Origin of the sequence: Aeromicrobium sp. 9AM, from assembly GCF_902506105.1 — a bacterium.
Lineage (GTDB): Bacteria > Actinomycetota > Actinomycetes > Propionibacteriales > Nocardioidaceae > Aeromicrobium.
Genome location: NZ_LR733304.1, coordinates 190,350 through 207,991 on the forward strand (window position 1 = coordinate 190,350; position 17,642 = coordinate 207,991).

At 69.4% G+C, this 17,642-nt stretch carries 19 protein-coding genes; 8 read left to right on the forward strand and 11 right to left on the reverse strand.

The window, feature by feature from the left end; all coding sequences use genetic code 11:
• Window positions 1-134 precede the first annotated feature (134 nt).
• From purL to BOSE46_RS07020, 3 genes are all read left to right on the forward strand, one after another.
• The gene (gene purL / locus BOSE46_RS07010) at window positions 135-2,405 is read left to right on the forward strand and encodes a phosphoribosylformylglycinamidine synthase subunit PurL (RefSeq protein ID WP_159539562.1); all 2,271 of its coding nucleotides are present in this window, start codon (window positions 135-137) and stop codon (window positions 2,403-2,405) included.
• Window positions 2,405-2,758, forward strand: coding sequence for a sterol carrier family protein (locus tag BOSE46_RS07015; protein ID WP_159539563.1), 354 nt, complete (start codon window positions 2,405-2,407; stop codon window positions 2,756-2,758). The genes purL and BOSE46_RS07015 overlap by 1 nt, the downstream gene beginning before the upstream one ends.
• A 101-nt stretch (window positions 2,759-2,859) precedes the next feature.
• Window positions 2,860-3,312, forward strand: coding sequence for a hypothetical protein (locus BOSE46_RS07020; protein ID WP_159539564.1), 453 nt, complete (start codon window positions 2,860-2,862; stop codon window positions 3,310-3,312).
• On the opposite strand, the gene BOSE46_RS07025 is transcribed toward BOSE46_RS07020, so the two are convergent.
• From BOSE46_RS07025 to BOSE46_RS07035, 3 genes are all read right to left on the reverse strand, one after another.
• Entirely contained in the window at window positions 3,309-4,040 is a 732-nt protein-coding gene (locus BOSE46_RS07025; protein ID WP_159539565.1) for a glycerophosphodiester phosphodiesterase, read from the reverse strand. The two genes, BOSE46_RS07020 and BOSE46_RS07025, sit on opposite strands and share 4 nt — an antisense overlap.
• 8 nt (window positions 4,041-4,048) lie before the next feature.
• On the reverse strand, window positions 4,049-5,371 hold the full coding sequence (locus tag BOSE46_RS07030; RefSeq protein ID WP_159539566.1) for a glycoside hydrolase domain-containing protein: 1,323 nt from the start codon (window positions 5,369-5,371) through the stop codon (window positions 4,049-4,051).
• A gap of 167 nt (window positions 5,372-5,538) precedes the next feature.
• Window positions 5,539-7,104, reverse strand: coding sequence for an AMP-binding protein (locus BOSE46_RS07035; protein ID WP_159539567.1), 1,566 nt, complete (start codon window positions 7,102-7,104; stop codon window positions 5,539-5,541).
• 93 nt (window positions 7,105-7,197) lie between these two features.
• Here BOSE46_RS07035 and purF point away from each other — a divergent pair, with 93 nt between their 5' ends.
• The 3 genes from purF (at window position 7,198) to BOSE46_RS07050 (ending at window position 10,013) form a co-directional block, all read left to right on the forward strand.
• The gene (purF, locus tag BOSE46_RS07040) at window positions 7,198-8,688 is read left to right on the forward strand and encodes an amidophosphoribosyltransferase (protein ID WP_159539568.1); all 1,491 of its coding nucleotides are present in this window, start codon (window positions 7,198-7,200) and stop codon (window positions 8,686-8,688) included.
• Window positions 8,688-9,743: a phosphoribosylformylglycinamidine cyclo-ligase gene (purM, locus tag BOSE46_RS07045; protein ID WP_159539569.1), complete on the forward strand. Its 1,056-nt coding sequence runs from the start codon at window positions 8,688-8,690 to the stop codon at window positions 9,741-9,743. The genes purF and purM overlap by 1 nt, the downstream gene beginning before the upstream one ends.
• Before the next feature lie 99 nt (window positions 9,744-9,842).
• Window positions 9,843-10,013, forward strand: a complete 171-nt coding sequence (locus tag BOSE46_RS07050; protein ID WP_149689981.1) for a DUF3073 domain-containing protein — start codon at window positions 9,843-9,845, stop codon at window positions 10,011-10,013.
• Between the two features lie 165 nt (window positions 10,014-10,178).
• Here BOSE46_RS07050 and BOSE46_RS07055 read toward each other — a convergent pair whose 3' ends face one another.
• From BOSE46_RS07055 to BOSE46_RS07080, 6 genes are all read right to left on the reverse strand, one after another.
• Window positions 10,179-11,270, reverse strand: coding sequence for a Glu/Leu/Phe/Val dehydrogenase dimerization domain-containing protein (locus tag BOSE46_RS07055; RefSeq protein WP_236551647.1), 1,092 nt, complete (start codon window positions 11,268-11,270; stop codon window positions 10,179-10,181).
• Between the two features lie 120 nt (window positions 11,271-11,390).
• Window positions 11,391-11,750: a hypothetical protein gene (locus tag BOSE46_RS07060; protein WP_159539571.1), complete on the reverse strand. Its 360-nt coding sequence runs from the start codon at window positions 11,748-11,750 to the stop codon at window positions 11,391-11,393.
• A 79-nt stretch (window positions 11,751-11,829) separates the two neighbouring features.
• Window positions 11,830-12,327 (reverse strand): PGPGW domain-containing protein, encoded by a 498-nt coding sequence (locus tag BOSE46_RS07065; protein WP_159539572.1) that lies wholly within the window; start codon window positions 12,325-12,327, stop codon window positions 11,830-11,832.
• Window positions 12,328-12,394: 67 nt separating this feature from the next.
• Window positions 12,395-12,553, reverse strand: a complete 159-nt coding sequence (locus BOSE46_RS07070; RefSeq protein ID WP_159539573.1) for a hypothetical protein — start codon at window positions 12,551-12,553, stop codon at window positions 12,395-12,397.
• Between the two features lie 101 nt (window positions 12,554-12,654).
• Entirely contained in the window at window positions 12,655-13,515 is an 861-nt protein-coding gene (locus BOSE46_RS07075; protein WP_236551648.1) for an SDR family NAD(P)-dependent oxidoreductase, read from the reverse strand.
• A complete protein-coding gene (locus BOSE46_RS07080; RefSeq protein WP_159539574.1) occupies window positions 13,512-14,126 on the reverse strand; it encodes a TetR/AcrR family transcriptional regulator in 615 nt (204 codons plus the stop codon). The genes BOSE46_RS07075 and BOSE46_RS07080 overlap by 4 nt, the downstream gene beginning before the upstream one ends.
• Window positions 14,127-14,196: 70 nt before the next feature.
• On the opposite strand from BOSE46_RS07080, the gene BOSE46_RS07085 reads away from it, so the two are divergent.
• Complete coding sequence (locus BOSE46_RS07085) at window positions 14,197-15,099, forward strand: sterol desaturase family protein (protein ID WP_159539575.1); 903 nt, start codon at window positions 14,197-14,199, stop codon at window positions 15,097-15,099.
• Window positions 15,096-15,686: a hypothetical protein gene (locus tag BOSE46_RS07090; protein WP_159539576.1), complete on the forward strand. Its 591-nt coding sequence runs from the start codon at window positions 15,096-15,098 to the stop codon at window positions 15,684-15,686. Before BOSE46_RS07085 ends, BOSE46_RS07090 begins: the two co-directional genes overlap by 4 nt.
• Here the strand turns inward: BOSE46_RS07090 and BOSE46_RS07095 are convergent.
• Both BOSE46_RS07095 and BOSE46_RS07100 read right to left on the reverse strand, forming a co-directional pair.
• Window positions 15,670-16,869: an alanine racemase gene (locus tag BOSE46_RS07095; RefSeq protein WP_159539577.1), complete on the reverse strand. Its 1,200-nt coding sequence runs from the start codon at window positions 16,867-16,869 to the stop codon at window positions 15,670-15,672. The genes BOSE46_RS07090 and BOSE46_RS07095 overlap by 17 nt on opposite strands.
• On the reverse strand, window positions 16,866-17,621 hold the full coding sequence (locus tag BOSE46_RS07100; RefSeq protein WP_159539578.1) for an SDR family oxidoreductase: 756 nt from the start codon (window positions 17,619-17,621) through the stop codon (window positions 16,866-16,868). The genes BOSE46_RS07095 and BOSE46_RS07100 overlap by 4 nt, the downstream gene beginning before the upstream one ends.
• Between the last annotated feature and the right edge of the window lie 21 nt (window positions 17,622-17,642).

The window sequence follows — 17,642 nt, forward strand, 5'->3', positions numbered from 1 at the left end:
CGCGAGCGGTGAGTTGGAGCCCACGCGCGCTTGCGGCTTGGGCCCTAAGTCACCGCTCCGCAAGGTGAGCGGGTGAAGGGTCCATGGCTCAACGCGCGGTCTGGGGTTGCCGGTACGACCGATAGGATCGGGGTGTGAGCGAAGCCCCCCGCCTGGACACCGTCGCCGTCGCCGAAGCCACCCCGGACAAGCCGCAGCCGTGGTCCGAGCTGGGTCTCCGCGAGGAGGAGTACGCGAGCATCCGCGAGATCCTCGGCCGCCGCCCGACCGGTGCCGAGCTGGCGATGTACTCCGTGATGTGGAGCGAGCACTGCTCCTACAAGTCCTCCAAGGTGCACCTGAAGAAGTTCGGTGACCTGCGCCAGGAGACGCCGCTCGGCAAGACCCTCGCGGGCATCGGTGAGAACGCCGGCGTGATCGACATCGGGCAGGGCTACGCCGTCACGTTCAAGGTCGAGTCGCACAACCACCCGTCGTACGTCGAGCCCTACCAGGGCGCCGCGACCGGCGTCGGCGGCATCGTCCGCGACATCCTCGCAATGGGCGCTCGTCCGGTCGCCGTCATGGATCCGCTGCGTTTCGGCCCCCTCGACGCCGAGGACACCCGCCGCGTCATGCCGGGCATCGTCGCGGGCGTCGGTGGCTACGGCAACTGCCTCGGCCTGCCCAACATCGGCGGGGAGGTCGTGTTCGACGAGACGTACGTCGGCAACCCCCTCGTCAACGCACTCTGCGTCGGCGTGCTCCGGCACGAGGACCTGCACCTCGCGTTCGCCAGTGGCGTCGGCAACAAGGTCGTGCTCTACGGCGCCCGCACCGGTGGCGACGGCATCGGCGGGGTGTCCGTGCTCGCGTCCGAGACGTTCGACGCCGATGGTCCGGCCAAGCGCCCCAGCGTGCAGGTCGGCGACCCGTTCATGGAGAAGGTGCTGATCGAGTGCACCCTCGAGCTGTTCCGCGCCCAGGTCGTCAACGGCATCCAGGACCTCGGCGGCGCCGGTCTCTCCTGTGCGACGAGCGAGCTCGCGTCTGCGGGTGATGGCGGCATGCACGTCGAGCTCGACACCGTACCGCTGCGTGACTCGACGCTCTCTCCCGAGGAGATCCTCATGAGCGAGTCTCAGGAGCGCATGATGGCCGTCGTCGAGCCGCACCACCTCGACGCGTTCATGGCGATCTGCGACAAGTGGGACGTCGAGGCCGTCGTCGTCGGTGAGGTCACCGACGGCGAGCATCTTGTGATCGACTGGCACGGCCAGACCGTCGTCGATGTGCCGCCGCGCTCGGTGGCGCACGACGGTCCGACGTACGACCGGCCCTACGCGCGGCCGGACTGGCAGGACGCCCTGCAGGCCGATGGCGCCGAAGGCCTCGCCAGGCCGTCATCCGGTGACGAGCTGCGCGACCAGGTCGTCGCTGTCGTGACGTCGCCCAACCTGGCCGACAAGTCATGGGTCACCGACCAGTACGACCGCTACGTCCAGGGCAACACGGTCCTCGCGCAGCCCGAGGACGCCGGCGTCATCCGCATCGACGACGAGACCAACCTCGGCGTCGCCGTGTCGACCGACTGCAACGGCCGCTTCGCCAAGCTCGACCCCTATGCCGGCGCGCAGCTCGCGCTCGCCGAGTCCTACCGCAACGTCGGCGTCACCGGCGCCCTGCCGCTGGCGGTCACCGACTGCCTCAACTTCGGCTCGCCGGAGAACCCCGACGTCATGTGGCAGTTCGAGCAGGCCACGCACGGTCTCAAGGACGCGTGCGAGGTGCTCGGCATCCCGGTCACCGGCGGCAACGTCTCGTTCTACAACCAGACCGGTGAGACGCCGATCCTGCCGACTCCGGTCGTGGGCATCCTCGGTGTCATCGACGACGTACGCACGCGTATCACCCAGGGCTTCGTCTCCGAGGGCAGTCACGTCCTGGTGCTCGGCGAGACCCGCGAGGAGCTCTCCGGCTCGTCGTGGGCCGATGTCGTTCACGGGCACCTCGGTGGTCAGCCGCCGCTCGTCGACCTCGAGGCCGAGCGGTCGCTCGCCAACCTCATGGTCGAGGCGGCCAGGACCGGCGTCGTCGAGGCTGCGCACGACCTGTCCGACGGCGGCCTGGCGGTCGCCCTCGCCGAGGCGTCGTTCCGCAACGGCGTCGGCGTCACCGTCGAGCTCGACGACCCGTTCCTCGACCTGTTCAGCGAGTCGGCCGCGCGGGCCATGGTTGTCGTGGCCGAGGACCGGCACGATGAGTTCGTGTCGCTCGCCGAGAAGCACGGCGTCGAGCTCGCCTCTGTCGGGCGTACGGGCGGCGACACGATCGAGGTGGCAGGCCAGTTCAGCGTGCCCGTCGCCGAGCTCAAGGCGGCCTGGCAGGCCACGATCCCCGCGGTCCTGGGCGCACACGTCGCCTGATGGCACGCCGGCCCGTCCCGCTGTCGCACGAGGAGTTCGCCGCGATCTGCCGGCGGATCGACGAGGGCGCGCCGGCCCGGGCCGACCTCAAGGCCGCCACGATGCACCTGGTCGCGGTGCTCGTCGAGAAGGCTCCCGGCGCGAGTGTCGAGGTGCGGATCCCGCCCTTCGCGGCTGTCCAGTGCATCGCCGGCGCCCGCCACACCCGAGGCACGCCGCCGGCCGTCGTCGAGATGGACGCGCCGACATGGATCGCTCTGGGTCGCGGCCGGCTGCAGTGGGCTGACGCGACGCTGCGGGCGTCTGGCGAGCGCTCGGACCTGTCGCCGCTGCTGCCCCTCGACGAAGCCTGAGAACTCCCTCAGTTCCGCGAAAACCTGTCCAACGGAACACATCGTCCCGTTATGATTTGCGGGTCAGGGAGGGAAACCGACATTCACCATCAGGCGCAGTCATGACGAATGGCACCACCGATCCTGCCGAGCAGTGGTCAGACCTGCTCTCAAGCCTCACCGGCGCACGACGACACGCCGTCGTCGCAGCGCTGAGATCATCGGCGCAACAGGGCTGGCCGGCTGACCGCGAGGCCGTACGCCTGCTCGTGGCCTACGCCAACGGTGAGATCGACGCGCAGGACTATGCCGTCGGCATCGTGATGTCCCTGGGCGCCCACGAGTACGCGACGCAGCCGCCGAGCCCGGCCCCGGCTGCCCAGCCGCAGTGGACGCCACGTCCGGCAGAACCGCAGTGGACGGCACCCCAGCCGCCGCCGGCCCCGCCCGCAGCACCCGTGGTGTCGTTGGCGCCCGAGCCCGGCATGACTCGTGAGGAGGCCGTCGCGGCTTATGTCTCGGGCCGGATCCCGGTCGAGGAGTTCCTGCGGATCACGCGGGGCGTCTCCGCCTAACCGGATCGACGGGCGGCGAAGGCCCGTTCGGGATAGTTCGTCGTCACCATCCACACGTCGGGGTCGTTCATCCAGCGCTCCAGCTCGTCGGGCTGGTCGACGGTCCACACCAGCAGCGGGAGGCCCCGCTTCCGGGCGTACGCCTTGAGCGTCAGCCGCGCGACGACCTTGTGCGAGACCACGAGGTTGGCCCCGCTCAGCAGCACCCGCAGGCGCGGGAACGCCGACTCGATCCGCACGAGCTTGCGGACGAACCAGTTGCTGGTGCCGGCCCGCGCGCTGGAGGACAGGCCGACCAGCAGATCAGGTGCGTGCACCTTGGACCAGCGACGGATGCGCCTGACCGACGAGTCCTCGGCGGTCGTGATGATCGCCCGATCGGTGCCGAGCGCATCGACGATCTGGGTGACGAGCGGCACCTCATCGCCTCGCACCTTGAGGTCCACATGGGCCCTGATGCGACCGCGGATCAACGTGAGTACCGCCTCGAGGTCGACGAGCCTGGATTCCGAGAACTCGTCATGCCGGTGCCGGGAGATGGAGCGCCTGACCGAGTTGTCGTCGATCTCGTCGTCGTGGAAGATCACCGGCCGGCCGTCGGCTGTGAGGCGTACGTCGAACTCGACGTAGTCACAGCCCAGCGCGATCGCGGACTCGAACGCCGCGAGGGTGTTCTGCGCGCTGCGATCGTCCGCGGCACCGCCGCGATGCGCCGACACGAGGACCATACGAACGGCTAGTCGGCGGTCTTGCCGCGCTGGAGCAGGGACCACACGCTCGACTCGGTCGTGGAATACTGCGTCAGGCCCCGTGCCTTGCGATAGGCCTTGACGGCGGCGACCGTGCTGGAGTCGTACTTGCCGGTGAGCTTCGGCTTGAGGCCTGAAGCGATCAGTGCGCGCTGCAGGCGCCACACCGAATGGCCCACGGAGCCCTGCTTGAGGACCCTGGGGTTGGTGCCGTGCGACAGCAGGGCGGTCCACGCCGCACGGGTGGTGTGGCCGACGGGCGCCCAGCCCATCGACGCTCGATAGGCATCGAGTGCCTTGACGGTGCCACTGCCGAACGACTCGTTGACCTCGGTCACGAAGCCCTGCCGGTGCAGCAGGCACTCGAGGGTCGCGACCTCCGGGCCCTTGCTGCCGAGCTTGAGCGCGGGGTAGGACGTGAACGACATCTTCACGTCGCACGGCAGGTTCTGCTGGACCGCGACCGAGCCCTTGCCGACGTCGAGGTAGTCCTTGTCGATGTTGATCGTCTTTCCGCCGTACGTGACGTCGACGCCGTTGTGGTACTGGTGAATGCGCTGGTGATTGGCCCATCCCTCATCGGCCAGATAGGGCCCGCCGTCGGTGTTGGCGATCTTGTTGGTCCAGGCGATCCAGAGCTGGTCGGGCTTGGTGAAGCCCTTGCGCTCGGCCTTGCGGGCGGCGTCGATCGCGGCGATGGCCGCCGATCCGCTGGAGTAGACGCCGGACTTGTAGCCGTGGCTGTGGAGATACTCGGTCCACGCGTCGACGAACTCCAGGACGGCGTTGTCGCACTTGGTGGTTCGGGAGTACCACTCCAGGTCGAGGTAGGAGTAGCTCCCCTTCGCGAACCCGAACTTCACGAGCGCGGCGATGGTCTCCGCCGCGTCCGCGCGACCCTGTGAGCGGGCCGTCGAGACGGTGTAGGACATCCGCTTCTTCTGCACCCGGCTCTTGGGGTTGTTGACGAAGCAGGGTGCCTGCCGGCCGACGTGGATCGGCAGGAAGCGCCAGCCGTTGGCCGCGTTCTTGGCGACCCACGCCTTGCTGAGGTTGGGCTGGTAGGCGTCGCCGCAGTAGCGCGAGCTGCCGGAGACGTAGATGCCGATCACCGAGTAGGGCGATCGCAGGTTCCACGTGTCCATGACGGACTGGGTCGGCGCGACGCACGCGTCGAAGCCGTGGCCCGTGAAGTCGCCGGGGGCACGAGGCGCCGCCTGGGCGGGGGAGGACAGCAGGAAGGTCGCGGCCAGGCCGGTCAGGATGCCGGCGATCGTGAGCCGCGAGGTGGGGGAAGGCACCATGCGCATCCCTAGAGCGTACGTCGGGGGGAGGGGCGTGTCAGGGATATCGGTGCCGGGGGTTGCAGGGTCATGCGGTGCCAGCGATAGGCTGGCGGCGGGCGTGGCCCCGGTCCCTCCCCTGGATGATCGGGGCCACGTTCACTGCGTTGAAGCCGGTTGAGCCTGTCGAAGCCTCAGACCTGGCGCGCGCGATCGCCCCAGTACGGCTTGCGCAGGTCTCGCTTGAGGATCTTGCCCGACGGGTTGCGCGGAAGCGCGTCGACGACGTCGATCGAGGTCGGCGTCTTGTAGCCGGCGAGCCGTTCGCGCGCGTACGCGATCAGGTCCTCGGCCGGCACGGCCTGGTCGGGCTTGAACGCGACGACGGCCTTGACGGTCTCGCCCCACGTGTCGTGCGGCACGCCGATGACGGCCAGCTCCTGGACCGCCGGGTGCTCGGCGAGGACCCGCTCGACCTCGGGGGAGTAGACGTTCTCGCCGCCCGTGATGATCATGTCCTTGATGCGGTCCTCGATGAACAAGAAGCCGTCCTCGTCGACGCGGCCGAGGTCGCCGGTGCGCACCCAGCCGTCAGGGGTGATGAGCTCCGCGGTCGCCTCAGGCTTGCCGAGATAGCCGCTCGTCGCCTGCGGCGTCCTGAACCAGACCTCGCCCGACTCGCCCTGCGGCACGTCCGCGAGGGTGACCGGGTCGACGACGCGCATCTCGGCGTGCGCCACCGGTCGGCCCGCCGACACGAGCCGCTCGGGATGGTCGGGGTCGCGGTGGGCGGCGTCGTCGAGCGCCGTGACGACACCCGCGAACTCGGTCATGCCGTAGACCTGCTGGAACTCGGTGTCGGGCCAGGCCTCCATCGCCGCGCGCAGCACCGGCAGCGGCATGGGCGCGGCGCCGTAGCCGACGCCCTTGAGCTTGCTGAACAGGCCCATGACCTCCGGCCCGGCGGCGACCAGGGCAGAGACGACAGCGGGCACGAGGAAGGCGTGGGTGCAGCCCGCCATGACTCCGCCGGCCAGCAGGGCGCCGTCGACCTCCGGGACGATGTAGCCCGTCGCGCCGATGACGGGGGCCTGCAACGCGTACGACGTCCCGCCGACATGGAACATCGGCATCGCGATGAGCAGCATGTCGCCGTCGTCGTACGTCGCATCGCCCAGCCCGTTGACGCTGTGCTCGACCATCGCGCGCTGGCTGAGCTGCACGCCCTTGGGCCGCCCGGTCGTGCCGGAGCTGTACATCACGACGCAGACGTCGTCAGGGTCGACGAACGGCTGCAGGTCTGCCGGCGTCGCCGCGGCCTGCCACGCGTCGAACTCGTCGTGCTCGCCACCGACGACGATGACCTTCTCGACGTGCTCGAGCCGCGGTCGCACGAGCTCGAACTGCTCGAGCAGCTGGTGGCCGACGAACACGACCTTGGCGGCGCAGTCGTTGATGACGTAGTCGAGCTCGTCGCCGGCGAGCCGCCAGTTGACGACCGTCGTGGCCGCGCCGAGCTGGCAGCCGCCGAGGATGACCTGCAGGATCGCCGGGTTGTTCTTGTCGAGGATCGCGACCCGGTCGCCGCGGCCCACATCCTCGCCCTGCAGCGCGCCGGCGGTCAGGCGTACGGACTCCCAGGCCTCGGCCCAGGTCCACGTGCGCTCCCCGAAGATCCAGCACCGCTGGTCGGCCCGCTCGGTGGCCCGATGCGCGAGGAAGTCGGGGAGGTAGGTGGCGGGTGGGATGGTGACCGGCATGAGGCTCCTCGACGTGTGACGTGGGTCACGACAGCGTAGAGGACATCGCAAACGCATTGGGTCGCAGCGGGTTGCGGCCTCTACACTTGGACCGTGCCCCGCGGAGATGGACGCCTGACCCACGACCTCGATCCCCAGGACGCTGGACCCCAGGACGCGTGTGGCGTCTTCGGAGTCTGGGCCCCCGGTGAAGAGGTCGCCAAGCTCACCTACTTCGGCCTCTACGCCCTGCAGCACCGTGGGCAGGAATCGGCCGGGATCGCCGTCAGCAACGGCCGCCAGATCCTCGTCTACAAGGACATGGGACTCGTCTCCCAGGTGTTCGACGAGGCCACGCTCGAGTCGCTCAAGGGCGAGATCGCGATCGGGCACGCCCGCTACTCCACGACCGGCTCCAGCGTCTGGCACAACGCCCAGCCGACGTTCCGCCCGACGGCCGCCGGCTCGGTGGCCCTCGGCCACAACGGCAACCTGACCAACACCGCCGAGCTCCTTGAGCTGCTGCACGAGCGCGACCTCGAGGCCGGCAAGGCCGCCAGCAAGGGCGAGACCGCGACGTCGGACACCTCGGTCATGGCGACCCTGCTGTCGTCCTACCCCGACCGCTCCGTCGAGGAGGCCGCCCTCGAGGTGCTGCCCAAGCTGCGCGGCGCCTTCTCGCTGGTCTTCATGGACGAGAACACGCTCTACGCCGCACGCGACGCGCAGGGCATCAGGCCGCTCGTGCTCGGCCGGCTCGAGCGCGGCTGGGTCGTCGCGAGCGAGACCGCCGCGCTCGACATCGTCGGTGCCTCGTTCATCCGGGAGATCCAGCCCGGTGAGTTCATCGCGATCGACGAGAAGGGCCTGCGCACCGAGCGCTTCGCCAAGGCCGAGCCCAAGGGCTGCGTCTTCGAGTACGTCTACCTCGCCCGCCCCGACACCACGATCTCCGACCAGCGGGTCTTCTCGGTGCGTGCCGAGATCGGCCGCCGCCTGGCTCGCGAGTTCCCGGTCGACGCCGACCTCGTCATCCCGGTGCCGGAGTCCGGCACGCCGGCCGCGATCGGCTATGCCGAGGAGAGCGGCATCCCGTTCGGTCACGGCCTGGTCAAGAACTCCTACGTCGGCCGTACGTTCATCCAGCCCTCGCAGACGCTGCGCCAGCTCGGCATCCGGCTCAAGCTCAACCCGCTCCGCGACGTCATCGCGGGCAAGCGACTCGTGGTCGTCGACGACTCGATCGTCCGCGGCAACACGCAGCGCGCACTGGTCCGCATGCTCCGCGAGTTCGGCGCCGCCGAGGTCCACGTGCGCATCTCGTCGCCGCCGGTCAAGTGGCCGTGCTTCTACGGCATCGACTTCGCCTCACGTGCCGAGCTGATCGCCAACGGCATCTCGGTCGACGAGATCTGCCGCTCGATCGGCGCCGACTCCCTCGCGTACGTCACGCTCGACCAGCTCGTCGAGGCGACCAACGTGCCCAAGGACAACCTCTGCCGCGCCTGCTTCGACGGCATCTACCCCGTCGCGCTGCCCGAGGACGACCTGATCGGCAAGCATCTGCTCGAGGTCCAGGACACCCTTCCTCTCGAGGTCATCTAGTGGTTTCGTACGCCAGCGCCGGGGTCTCGATCGAAGAGGGCGACCGCGCGGTCGAGCTCATGAAGGAGTGGGTCGAGAAGGCCCGCCGCCCAGAGGTCGTCGGTGGCATCGGCGGCTTCGCCGGGCTCTTCGACGCGACGGCCCTCAAGTCGTACGCCCGGCCGCTGCTCGCGACCTCTGCCGATGGCGTGGGCACCAAGGTGCAGATCGCGCAGCGCATGGACAAGCACGACACGATCGGCTTCGACCTCGTCGGCATGCTCGTCGACGACCTCGTCGTGTGCGGCGCCGAGCCGCTGTTCATGACCGACTACATCGCCTGCGGCAAGGTCGCGCCCGAGCGCATCGCCGACATCGTCAAGGGCGTCGCCCAGGCGTGCGCCGAGAGTGGCACGGCACTGCTCGGCGGCGAGACCGCGGAGCACCCCGGCCTGCTGGCGCCCGACGAGTACGACATCGCCGGCTCCACCACGGGTGTCGTCGAGGCCGACAAGCTGCTGGGTGCCGAGCTCGTACGTCCCGGAGACGTCGTCGTCGCGATGGCCTCGAGCGGTCTGCACTCCAACGGCTACTCGCTCGTTCGTCACGTCTTCTTCGAGCAGGCCCGCTGGGAGCTCGACCGCGAGGTGCCCGACTTCGGCCGCACGCTCGGCGAGGAGCTGCTCACGCCGACTCGTCTCTACACGTTGCCGTGCCTCGCGCTCGCCGACGCCGTCGAGGTGCACGCGATGTCGCACATCACCGGTGGCGGCCTCGCGGCCAACCTCGCGCGGGTCGTCCCCGACACGGTGTCCGTACGCATCGACCGCTCGACCTGGTCGCCGCACCCGGTCTTCGGGCTCGTCGGGTCACTCGGCGGAGTCGCCCAGGCCGACCTCGACCAGGCCCTCAACATGGGCGTCGGCATGGTCGCGCTGGTGGCTCCTGACGCGGCCGACGCGGCCCTCCGCCTGCTCGCTGAGCGTGGCATCGACGCCTGGATCGCCGGCGATGTTGCCGCCGCGGGAGTCCACGGCGCGGGTGGCAGCGTCACCTTGAGCGGTGCGCACGACTGAGACACGCCGTCACTGGGGGGTCGATGACGGATTTGTTGTCACCTTTGGGTACGCTTGTCGCACGACATACTGACTACTTTTCTGCGAGGGGGTCGACCCATGGGGCGCGGCCGTGCGAAAGCCAAACAGACCAAAGTTGCGCGCGACTTGAAGTACCGCACACCTGATACGGACTTCAACACTCTGCAGCGCGAACTCCACGGTGAGTCGGGCGAACCGATTCCCGCTCAGTATCGTGACCTGGATCGAGAAGACCCAGCCGCCTCCTAGGCGACTGGACCTCACCTCTCCGTCCACCCGACCTCTCGTCGGGGATCCTTCCGGCAGATAGCTTGTCTGGATGCTCAACAGCTCCCGTATGCGCTTCAGGCTGCGCCGACCCACCACGTTGACCCCTCCGGCAGCCGGCGGGGTCAACGTGGGACCACGCCTGGGTCAGCTCGAAGGGAGCCAGACCGAGCGCAGCCGGCCGACCTCGCGCATACGCTGCTCAGCCATGCGGTCGGCGGCGATCGACGGCGGCACGCCCTCGGACTTGGCCCGCTCGAGCACACCGAGCGTCGTGTCGTAGATCGTCGTGGCGCGCATCTTGGCGCGCTCGAACACGAATCCCTCGAGCTCGTCGGCGACCTGGATGACACCGCCGGAGTTGACGCAGTAGTCGGGGGCGTACGTGATGCCCCGCTCGTCGAGACGCTTCTCGATGCCCTCGTGGGCGAGCTGGTTGTTGGCCGCTCCGCAGACGATCGTCGCCGTCAGCACCTCGATCGACTCGTCGTTGAGCGCGCCACCCAGGGCGCACGGCGCGTAGATGTCGAGCGGCTCGCGGATCAGTGCATCGGTGTCGACGACCGAGGTGATCGAGGGATACGTCCGCTGGAGCGCGGCGACGGCGTCAGCGTTGACGTCCGTGACGACGACCTGCGCGTCCTCCTCGACGAGGTGTCCGACGAGGTGCCGGCCGACCTTGCCGACCCCGGCCACGCCGACGCGCTTGCCGGCGAGCGAGGTGTCGCCCCAGAGGTGCTGCGCCGAGGCGCGCATGCCCTGGTAGACGCCGAAGGCCGTCAGGACCGACGAGTCGCCAGCGCCGCCGTGCTCGACCGTGCGGCCGGTCACGAAGTCGGACTCGCGGGCGATGATGTCCATGTCGGGGCTGAACGTGCCGACGTCGCACGCGGTGTAGTAGCGACCGCCGAGGGTCTGCACGAAGCGGCCGTATGCCCTGAGCAGCGCCTCGGTCTTGATCTTGGTCGGGTCACCGATGATGACGGCCTTGCCGCCGCCGAGGTCGAGGCCGGCCAGCGCGTTCTTGTAGGCCATGCCCTGCGAGAGGTTGAGGACGTCGGTGAGTGCCGCCTGCTCGGAGCCGTACGGGTAGAAACGGGTACCGCCGAGGGCCGGGCCGAGGGCGGTGGAGTAGATCGCGATGATGGCCTTGAGGCCGGAGGCTTCGTCGTGGCAGAAGACGACTTGCTCGTGGTGGCTGCCGAACGGGGACGGCGGGGTGCTGCTGGAGTCGGTCACGGTAGTGCTCTCTGTCGTGGATGGCGGAGGTGCGTTGGTGGGCACTTCCATCGGTGAAGCCGCGGGGGTGGTGCGACTTGCCACAGACTCTACCGTTCAGCGCGGTCCGCGCGTACGTTGTCAGGCCGGGTCCCGTTCGCCCCTCGGACGCTGGTCGCCGCCCTGGTCCCGAGGACCGAAGTCTCCGTGACCGCCGGGGCGGCCGCCCTCGCCGAAGCCGGGTCGTCCGTCGCCGGGCGCGTAGTGACCGATGCGGCGGAACTGGTCGCCATCGCCGTCCGCGGTGGCGTGCCCAATCCCGAAGCCGACGAGACCGCCGACGAGCACGAGACCGGCGCCTCCGGCGATCAGCGTGTTCCGCGTGCGCGACGACCCGTTCGTGGTGGGTGCGGCGGCGGGCGGTGCCTCGGCCGTGTCCTGTTGGACCGTCGGGGCGGTGTCGTCGGGCTGGGCTTCGGGGGTCTTCTGCTCGTCATTCATGGCATCTCCTATGGAGCGGGAGTGCCCAACCTGCTCTGCCGACCTGAGGGACAGGGCAGGACCACCTGTGTGCCGCCTGTCAGTCCTCCTCGCGGGCGGCGCGTTCGGCGGCGCCCTCGGGGTCAGGGACACCGCGGAACGTACGGAAGCTGTAGACGATGAACCCCAGCGCGATGATCGCCGACAGGATCAGGGTTGCTCCGGTGCCCCAGCCGCCGATCAGCCACCAGTCGTCGTCGATCGGCCACCAGCCCGGCGCGTCCGGCTGGATGCCCCAGTAGACGCCGATGCCGGCGAGCACGAGCGCGCCGGTGCAGCTGGCGATGATGCGGGGCCAGGTCTGCACGCCGTCGGCGGCGGCTTTGTAGGCCATGACCTTGACCGGCTCGAGCCGGCGCTCCGCCCATTCGTACTGCTCGGAGAGCACGGCGAGGCCGGCGACCATCAGGAGCAGGCCGGGGCCGGGCAGCACCAGCGCCGCGATGCCGGCGACCACCAGGACCCAGCCGACGATCTCGAGCACCAGGCGGCGGATCGCTCTGGCCGACTTGGGCCGCTTCTTCTCGTCGCCGGTCATCGGATGCCAGTCAGCGGGTTGCCCATGCCTCATCCTCGCACTTGGGCAACCCGCCGAGGTCTGACGGTCAGGCGGTCTCGCTGCGCTGCTGGCCGGGTTCGACGTACCCGCGCACGAGGTGGTGCTGCGGGTTGAACGCCCAGAGCGTGTAGCTGTCGAGTGCCCGGAGGACGTTGCGCACAGGCGTCGGGGAGGTCGTGGTGCGGATCGGAGGAAGGGGAAGCATGGGATCTCCTTCGTTCTCGGGGTTTTTGCGTACGTCCGTCACAACGCACGCGCGGGGGTCACGAAATCCCCGTTCGCGGCGTGAACCGAGTCACCCCGCCGTCAGTCCCAGGTGACGCGCTTGGCGAGGGACTTGTCCATGCGGCGGAAGAGCGGCTGCGAGACCTTGGTGACGACGCCGGGGAGGGCGGCCATGCCGAGCTCGCCCATCGCGCCGGGCAGGCTCGTGACGCGTGTCGGTTTGTCGACAATCGCCTTGACGAGCCAGTTGGCGGCCTTGTCGGCACTCAGCATCGGCATCGCCTGGTAGATCTGCGTAGCCGCCGACATCTCGGTGCGCACCATCGGGAAGTGGACGGTGGTGGACGTGATGCCCTCGTGCCCGAGCTCCGCGGTCAGCGAGCGGGTGAACGACTCGAGCGCCGCCTTGCTCGCGAGATAGGCCGAGAACAGCGGGATCGGCACCTGCGTCGACATGCTCGACGAGATCACGACGTGCCCGTGCCCCTGCTCGAGGAAGCGCGGCAGCAGTGCCAGCGTCAGGCGTACGGCACCGAAGTAGTTGATCGCCATCGTGCGCTCGTAGTCGTGCACGCGGTCGAGCGACTCGGTGATGGGCCGGCGGATCGACCGGCCGGCGTTGTTGACCAGGGCGTCGATCCGGGGGTGGTCGGCCAGCAGCTGCGCCGCCACGTCGGTGGTCGCGTCGGCATCGGAGAGGTCGACGGCATACGCGTACGCGGTGCCGCCCGCTGCCTCGATGCTCGTGCGTACGTCGGCGAGCTCGTCCTCGCGTCGGGCCAGCAGGCACACGGTCGCACCGAGCCGCGCCACCTTGCGGGCGGCCTCGGCGCCGATCCCGCTCGAGGCGCCCGTGATGACGATCGTCTGGCCCGCGAGCCCTTCGAGACGCGGGCGCGGCTCGCTGCGCTCGCCGGGCCCGCTCCTCAGGAACCACTTCACTCGGCGTCGCCGCCGAACAGCGCGGTGAGCAGTCGCAGGCAGCGCTGCATCATCTGGTCGGCACTCTCGTCGGGGTGTTCCATCCACCAGTTCATGAGCGAGTCGACGATGCCGAGCCAGACGGCGGTCATGGCGGAGATGTCGAGCGGATCGGCATTGCCGGCCAGTCCCATCAGCTCGGTCACACCTTCGTCGGCGAGCTTGCCGATGCGCTCGGCGTACAACGCGATCGAGTCGGCGATCGGGCCGGTCGAGGGCGCGGTCGCGTCGAAGAACAGCCGCCACAGATAGGGCTGCGGCTCGAGCAGGGTGAACATGCCGGCGAGTGTCGCCATGCCCCGCTCGATGCCGACGGCGTCCCCGCGTGCGATGCGTTCGATCTCGTCGGCGAGCAGCGCGCCGCCGCGGTCGAGGCAGGCCTCGTAGAGGCCCTCCTTGGAGCCGAAGTAGTTGTAGATCAGCGGCTTGGAGATGCCGGCCTTGTCAGCGATCGCAGCAACCGACGTGGCCGAGAAGCCTTGGGTGCCGAACTGCTCGGAGGCGATGTCGAGGATCTGCGTCTCCCGGTCCAGGCGGGGGACACCCTTGGTGCCGGCGTTGGGTCTGACCACGTCAGCAGTCTAGCGGCGCGATGTGATCTCGTGGTAACTTACCCAAAAGTCATATAAGTCTGGAGGAGTCATGCAGGAGTTTCTCGACCCGCTGAAGAACCCGACGCTCGTCGCGGCGCCGTTCTTCGTCCTGTCGCTGCTGATCGAGCTGGCGGCCTTCCGGTTCCTTGAGACTGACGAGGAGATGCGCGGCTACGAGCGCAAGGACGCGCGGACCAGCCTGATCATGGGGATCGGGTCGGTCGTGTCGAGTGCGGTCTTCAAGCTCGGCACCCTCGTCGTGTTCGTCGCGGTGAGCGTCCACCTCGCCCCGTGGCACCTGCCGGACGACGCCTGGTGGTCGTGGGCGGCCTTGATCCTCGGCCTCGACCTCGCGTTCTACCTGCAGCACCGCTTCGTGCACCGCGTCCGCATCGGCTGGGCGGCGCACCAGGCGCACCACTCCAGCGAGTACTTCAACTTCTCGACGGCGCTGCGACAGAAGTGGAACCCGTGGGCGGAGGCGCTGTTCTGGCTGCCGTTCCCGTTCCTCGGCTTCGAGCCATGGACGCTCTACGTCGCGTTCTCGATCAACCTGATCTACCAGTTCTTCGTGCACACCGAGCGCATCGGCACGATGTGGCGGCCCATCGAGCTCATCTTCAACACGCCGTCGCACCACCGTGTGCACCACGGCAGCAACCCGGAGTACCTCGACAAGAACTACGCCGGGATGCTGATCATCTGGGACCGCATGTTCGGGACGTTCCAGAAGGAGCTGTTCCGTCCGACGTACGGGCTGACGGTGCCGGTCGACACCTACAACGTCCTGCGGCTGCAGTACGGCGCGTTCGGTGAGCTGTTCCGCGACGTCCACAACGCGAAGAACTGGCGCGAGAAGCTCGGGTACATGTTCATGCCGCCGGGCTGGCATCCCGGCGAGAAACGGTCCGAGGCCGAGCAGCCGCGCGACCCGTCAGACTCGCTGGTGTGACCGACCGGCAGCTGCTCGTGGTCGCAGCGGGGTTCGCGGTCTTCCTCACGGCGTGCGACCAGTTGTTCCACGTCCGCACCGACACCTTGGTCTATCACTGGGATCCGCAGGTCGCGGGGCAGACGGTCATCGTCCCGCTCACGTTCTCCCTGGCCGGCGTGGCGATGCTCGACCTCAGCCGACGGGCGCAGCCGCAACGCGTGGGGCCGATCGGCGTGCGGCACGTCCTCGCGAGTCTGGGCACCGTCACGGCGGCGTATCTCGTCTCCGGGCTGCTCGACCCGGATCTCGCGGCGGCGTACGCCATCGTGCTGCTGGTCCTGTGGGGCGTACGTGTGGCGATGCGGCGCGAGCGGCCGGCTGCGGTCGTGGTCTGCCTCGTCGTCGCGACCGGGGGAGTGCTTGCCGAATCGGCGCTCTCGGCCGCGGGCGAGTTCGACTACCTCGCGCCGGACATCCTCGGCGTGCCGTGGTGGCTGTTCCCGCTCTACCTCCATGGCGCGCTGGTCGCCACCGACATCGTCGCGCTCGTCTCGCGCTCTGCGGCCGACCACGGCGCTCGCGCGCGGACTACAGGTCGGTCGTGACGCTGCCCAGCACCCGGTGATCGTCGTCGACGAGGGCGATCGAGGGCCATCGGTCGAACGCTCCGCACGGATGGCTGATGCCCAGGCTCAGCAGCTGACCGGGCGCGATGTCCAGGGCCTCGGGGACCGTGAGGAACGCGTGCTGGTCGTTGAGCTTGTCGACGGTGACGCCGTCGAGCGGCTCGAGCTGCCTGGTTGGCCCGTAGCGACCGAGGACCACGGGGAGCTGGTCGTCGATCGGCACGTCTCTGCGGCCGAAGCCGGCGATCACGCGGTTCGGCTCGGGCCTCGACCAGACGGTCGCGAGCAGCTCGAACGCGGGCCGCAGCCGCGGCGCATCGAGGCCGCGGCCGTCCCAGGGCGACGTACGCCGGTAGGTGCCGTGGTCGTGCGTCGCGTAGCAGCCGCTGCGGATCACCGTGCGTACCGGGAAGTCGAAGGCGGCAGGTCCGAGCGCGTCGGCGACCAGGTCGAAGTACGAGCTGCCGCCGGCGGTGACGATCGGTGGCTCGGCGGGATCGAGCAGCCCGCGGTCCTGCAGCAGCCGGACGGTGCCCGCGACATCGGCGAGGTAGGCGTCGATGCCGGCCGGCAGGGCATTGCCGTCGGTCGGCATCAGGCCTTCGTACGCGGCGACGCCGGCCAGATGCAGGTGCCCGGAGCGTGCCACGTGCTCGGCGACGCGCAGGGACTCCGCGGTCGTCCTGGTGCCCGTTCGGCCGCCCAGGTAGCCGACCTCGAGCAGCACGGGAAGAGGGCGGCTCGCGGCTGACAGTCCGCGCTCGAGGGCCTCGGCGCCGGCGATGCTGTCGACGTAGCACCAGAACCCGGCATCAGTCTCTGGGCGGGTCAGCAGGTCATCGGCGACCCATCGGATCGCGGCGTCGTCGACGAGCACGTTGGCGAGCAGGATGCGGCGAATGTCGAGACGATGCAGGCCCCGCACCTGGGCGGGCGTCGCAGCCGTCATCGCCCACGCGCCGTGCTGCACATGCCGCTCGATGATCTGCGGGGAGAGTGATGTCTTGGCGTGTGGCGCGTGCAGGATGCCGGCCCCGGCGCAGTAGTCCGCCATGACGGCGAGGTTCGACTCGAGCGCATCTTCATGGAGCACGAGCGCGGGGTGGTCGATGTCCTGCAGTGCGTCGTCACCGACAGCGGCGAGGCCCTTCGACGAGCTCACAGGCTGCGCGTCATGCCGCCGTCGACCGGCAGCATGACTCCGGTCAGGAAGCCGGCGGCCGGCGACAGCAGGAAGGCAGCGGTCTGGCCGAACTCCTCTGGCCTGCCGTAGCGACGCAGCGGGATCGACTGCTCGGTCGCGGCACGGGCGGCCTCAGGATCTGCGGCCTGCGCATCCAGCTGGCGTACGCGCTCGGTGTCGACCCGGCCGGGCAGCAGGCCGTTGACGCGGATGCCGCGTGGCCCGAGCTCGTCGGCGAGGTTCTTGGCGGCCATCGCCAGGCCGGGGCGCAGGCCGTTGCTGATGCCGAGGTTGGGGATGGGTGCCTTGGCGGACGTCGACAGGACGAAGGCGATGGAGCCACCCTCTCCGAGCTCCTCGGCGACCGTCACCGCGAGCCTGATCGCGCCCAGGAACACGGTTTCGAAGGATGAGCGCCACTCGTCCTCCGTACGATCGAGGATCGGACCGGCAGGGGGGCCACCCACGCTGATCAGCGCTCCGTCAAGCCGGCCGAACGTGTCGCGCGCGGCGCGGATGAGCTGGTCGGGCGCCGTCGGGTCGGCGTTGTCGACGGCGACGCCCTTCGCCAGGTCGCCGAGCTCGGCCACCGCCTGGTCGACCGACTCCTGCGAGCGGGACGAGACGACCACACGGGCGCCGTCGGCGACGAGCGCCCGCGCCGTGGCGAGGCCGAGCCCGCTGGTGGCGCCGGTGAGGAGGTAGACACGATCGCGAAGTCCGAGGTCCATGCCTCCCAGACTAGGCGGGTC